Annotated in this window: 1 protein-coding gene; it reads right to left on the reverse strand. The window is 63.2% G+C overall.

The features are described from left to right. Positions 1 to 767: molybdopterin-dependent oxidoreductase (locus tag MRBLMC3_RS17515; RefSeq protein ID WP_363830873.1), on the reverse strand; the 767-nt coding region annotated here is incomplete at both ends.

Here is a 767-nt window from a genome sequence, read left to right on the forward strand (position 1 = left end):
GCGCGGTGCGTCACCATCTCCTCGTTGAACGGCTCGACCGCCTCGCGCAGCGCGGCCATGCCCTCGGGGCCGACATAGCGCTCGCAGAACTCCTTGTCCTCCCAGCCTTCGGCGAGGATCATGCGGATCATGCCTGCGGCGATCGTCGCGTCGTGCCCCGGGATCGGCTGGAGGTGGATGTCGGCATAGCGCGCGGTTTCGGTCAGCCGGGGATCGATGACGATGAGCTTCATGCCCCGCGCCCGCGCCGCCTTCATCGTGCGGACCGGATCGGCCATCAGGAAGTTGAGCGATGCGTGCGAGATCAGCGGGTTGCTGCCGAAGACCATCATCACATCGGCGGTATCGAAGCGCTGCGGGCCGGCTGCCCAGAAACCCATGCGCTCATAGGTAATCATCTTGGCGGACTGGTCGAGCGTATTGGTGGTGAAAAAGTGCCGCGATCCCACCGCCTGCATGAACGGCAAGTGGATCGAGAAGGCGGCGGAGTTGAAGTTCGCCCCGTTGCCGATGAACAGGCCCAGCGCCTCGGGACCGTCGCGGTCGATGATCACCTTCATCTTCTCGGCAATCTCATCGAGCGCCTGCTCGATCGAGATGCGCGCGAAGGTGCCGTCCGGCTGGCGCTTCAGGGGATGCAGCAGGCGTTCGGGACTATATTGCGCTTCGTGACTGTGAATTCCCTTGAAGCAGGCATAGCCGCGGCTCATCGCGTTATTCTCGTCGCCGCGAATGCTGACGATCCGGTCCTCATCGTCAATAGTCAG

It is taken from the genome of Sphingobium sp. LMC3-1-1.1 (assembly GCF_040676285.1).
Lineage (GTDB): Bacteria > Pseudomonadota > Alphaproteobacteria > Sphingomonadales > Sphingomonadaceae > Sphingobium.